Origin of the sequence: Carnobacterium sp. (genome assembly GCF_032094055.1) — a bacterium.
GTDB lineage: Bacteria > Bacillota > Bacilli > Lactobacillales > Carnobacteriaceae > Carnobacterium_A.
Map to the genome: position 1 here is coordinate 9,264 of NZ_DAMDAK010000049.1, position 3,869 is coordinate 13,132.

2 protein-coding genes are annotated in these 3,869 nt (G+C 38.9%); both read right to left on the reverse strand.

Annotation, left to right across the window (positions count from 1 at the left end; translation table 11 throughout):
• Window positions 1–156 precede the first annotated feature (156 nt).
• Entirely contained in the window at window positions 157–2,592 is a 2,436-nt protein-coding gene (locus RT405_RS08530) for a glycogen/starch/alpha-glucan phosphorylase (protein ID WP_313469092.1), read from the reverse strand.
• A gap of 155 nt (window positions 2,593–2,747) precedes the next feature.
• Window positions 2,748–3,869 (reverse strand): glycogen synthase (locus tag RT405_RS08535; RefSeq protein WP_313469093.1); only part of this gene is annotated, 1,122 nt, incomplete at its 5' end.

A 3,869-nucleotide genomic window follows, 5' to 3' on the forward strand; every position in this document is an offset into this window, starting at 1 on the left:
AAAAACCACTTGAACTTCTGGTACATGACAATCCAATTGAAACCTTACTTCAGTTCCTATTTCAACCGCTCCAAAAGGTTGTTTGTATTCACTTACCCATGAATTGTACTTTATTTTTTCCACTATAAAACCTTCCTTACTACCCATTTGAACAAGTTAAATTGGTTCAGTCAAATGTATTTTTTGATAAGCTCCTGGTGTGAGAAAAGAAGTTTTCCAAATTTCTTCAGCATACCGTTTAATAGTGAAATCTGCTGAAAAAGGACCGGAACTGGCAATGTTTAATAATGATTTTTGGTTCCAGCTTCTTGCATCTTGATACAATTGATCGACTTTTTCTTGAGCTGCAACATAACTATCGAAGTCTTTCAGTACAAAGTATTCATCATTGTAATAAACCAGCGAATCAAAAATAACGCGTCCTTCTGTTTCAATATTCGGAATTGTGCCATCGATCAAGGTATCAAGAATGCGATGCAACCTTGGATTGTTTTCATAAATTTCACGTGAATGGTAAGAGCCATTTTCATAAAAAGCGTACACTTCCTGATCATTCAAGCCAAATAAAAACATGTTTTCTTCCCCGACAAAGTCGCGGATCTCAACGTTAGCACCATCTAAAGTTGCGACCGTCAAAGCGCCATTGAGCATCAACTTCATATTGCTGGTTCCGGATGCTTCTTTTCCTGCCAGCGAAATTTGTTCGCTGACCTCGGCAGCTGGAATAATCAGTTCGGCTAATGAGACGCCATAATTTTCAACAAAGACCACTTTAAGTTTATCACCAACAACTGGATCCTGGTTGACCAAATCAGCAATGGCATTGATTAATTTAATGATTTGCTTAGCATAGACGTAACTTGGTGCTGCTTTTGCTCCAAAAATAAAGACACGGGGCTGAATAGCCGCTTCTGGATCATCTTTGATTTGCAAATACCGATCTAAAATATGCAATGCGTTTAATAGTTGCCGTTTATAAGCGTGCAGCCGTTTAATTTGAACATCGAATAAAGCTGTGGGATCCAATTGCATATGGAATTCTTTTTCTATATAAGCTGTTAAAGTTTTCTTATTTGCTAGTTTTATTTCGGCTAACCTATCCAGCGTAGCTGAATCATTGACAAAAGCTTTAAACAGTTTCAACTCAGAAGGACTGGTCTTCCAAGCAGTTCCGATCTTCTCATCAATCAATTCTGTCAGCCCTTCGTTCGCTAAATGCAGCCACCGTCTTTGCGTAATGCCATTTGTTTTATTATTAAATTTAGCCGGATACATTTGGTAAAAATCTTTTAATGTATCTTGCATCAGTATTTCAGTGTGCAGTTGCGCGACTCCGTTAATGCTATGGCTTCCAATAATGGCTAAGTTCGCCATCTTCACGTATCCATCTGCAATAATCGCCGTTCGATAAGTTAGCTCTGGTGTATAGGAAAGCAGTTTTTTTTCAATATGTCGGTGATTGATTTCTTCGATAATCTGGTAAACACGTGGTAATAAATCTTGAACCATTTGTACCGGCCATTTTTCCATCGCCTCTTGCAAGATAGTGTGATTGGTATAACTCATCGTTTTTTTTGTTATTTCCCAAGCTTGTTCCCAGCTCAAGTTTTCTTCGTCCAGCAAAATTCTCATCAATTCAGGGATACACAAAGCGGGATGTGTATCGTTGATGTGAACGGCGATTTTATCTGGAAAATGCTGCCACGCTAACCCGCTTTGTTTGTAATAGCGGACAATACTTTGTATACCGGCTGAAGTGAAAAAATATTCTTGCCGCAAACGCAGTACTTGTCCTTCATAATTTGAATCATCGGGATACAAAACTTCGGTGATTTGGTTTACTTGTTCTCTTTCTGCAATCGTATGGTAATGAATTTCTTCTTCTGGCGGTATCTCAGCTGACCATAAACGTAGGTTATTTACGACATCATTCTGGTATCCGATCATGCCAGTGTCATAAGGAACGGCTAATATATTTTGTGTGTGCGCATAGACAGGTTTGAGATTGCCAGCAGCTCCTTTCACCAAGCTGACTTGGCCGCCAAAACGTACGAGAACCGCTTTATTCTCTTTTCGCACTTCCCATACATTTCCATTTCTCAGCCAGTTCTCCGGCAATTCAACTTGGTACCCGTCAACAAATTTTTGTTGAAACAACCCATACCGGTAACGAATACCATTTCCGTTTCCCGGAATGCCTAATGAAGCAATAGAATCCATAAAGCAAGAAGCTAAACGTCCTAGTCCTCCATTCCCTAATGCCGGATCTACTTCAGCCTGTACAATTTCTTCAAAATCCAACCCCATTTCTTTCAATCCAGATCGAACAGTATCTAAAATCCCCAAATTAAGTAAATTGCTTTTCAACATGCGTCCAGGCAAAAATTCCATTGAAAAATAATAGACTTGCTTCACTTGCTGATCTAAATAGTTTTGGTTGGTGTTGTTCCAATTTTCTGAACTATAGAATTTCAAAAAGTTTCCTAATGCCGTATACTGCTGGATAGGAGAAGACTGTGCAAGATCAAAAGCATACAAACCTTCAAAAGTTTGGCTAAATTCTTCTTTAAATTGCTCAATGGTCAGTATCATAAAAATTCTCCTTTTCTTTCAACTACTTTACTGGCTTTTAATGTTATAAAACAAAGAGAGCTCCAATTCTGAATAGAGTCAGAATGGTTCTAACAACTATTCATTGAATCAGAGCTTTTTAATTCCTTATTGTTTCCTTTGATCTGGTCTTTTTTTTATAAAGATTGGTAATGTTCTATATAGACTGCCGCTGATTTTTCCCAACTGTTGTCTTGCTGCATGGCTTGCTTGACTAGCGACTGCCAAACTTTAGGCTCATCGTAATAAACGGTTAGTGCTTGGTCAATTGTTTCCAGCATCACTTCTCCACGGTAGTCATAGAAGCTAAACCCTGTCCCTTCTCCTGTAAATGCATTGTAAGGAATGACTGTATCTTTCAATCCGCCTGTTTCATGTACGATCGGCAATGTGCCGTAACGAAGTGAATAGAGTTGTGAAAGACCACAGGGTTCAAAAGCAGAAGGCATAATAAACAAGTCGCTACCTGCATAAATTTGTTGCGCCAAGGTAACGTCAAAATCAATGACCGCTTTGAATTTATCAGGGTAACGCGCAGCGAAATAACGAAAACTGTCTTCGAATTCTGATTCGCCAGTTCCTAAGATCAAAACTTGTACATCACGCTGCATCAATTCTTCCATTTTTTCTTGTAATAAATGACAGCCTTTTTGAGCAGTCAAGCGGCTGACCATAGACACCACAGGAATATTTGGCTCAACTGGTAACCCGACTCGTTCTTGCAGCAAGGCTTTATCAACTGCTTTTCCGCTTAAATCATCAAGCGAAAAATGACCTTGTATTTTTTTATCGGTTTGCGGATCGAATACTTCATAATCAATCCCATTTAAGATGCCGCTTAATTTGTAATTGTTTTGCCGTAAAACACCCTCTAAATTTTCCCCAAAAGCTGCTGTTTGAATTTCTGCAGCATAAGTTGGGCTCACTGTTGTTACCTGGTCTGCAAAGAAAATACCGCCTTTTAAGGTGTTGACGTCTTCATAATATTTTAGACCTTGTTCATGAAATGTGTTATAGCCGATGCCATACCAATCGGATAAAACCAGTTGCCCATAAATCCCTTGAAACTGTAGATTATGGATCGTCAACATAGTTTTAATCCCTTGATAGGCTTTGATCCATTGGTATTTATCTTTCAATAATACTGGAATGATCGCAGTATGCCAGTCATTTGCATGAAGCACTTCTGGAATAAAGTCGATTTTCTCCATCATTTCACAGACAGCTTGTGAGAAGAAGGCAAAACGCTCGCCGTCGTC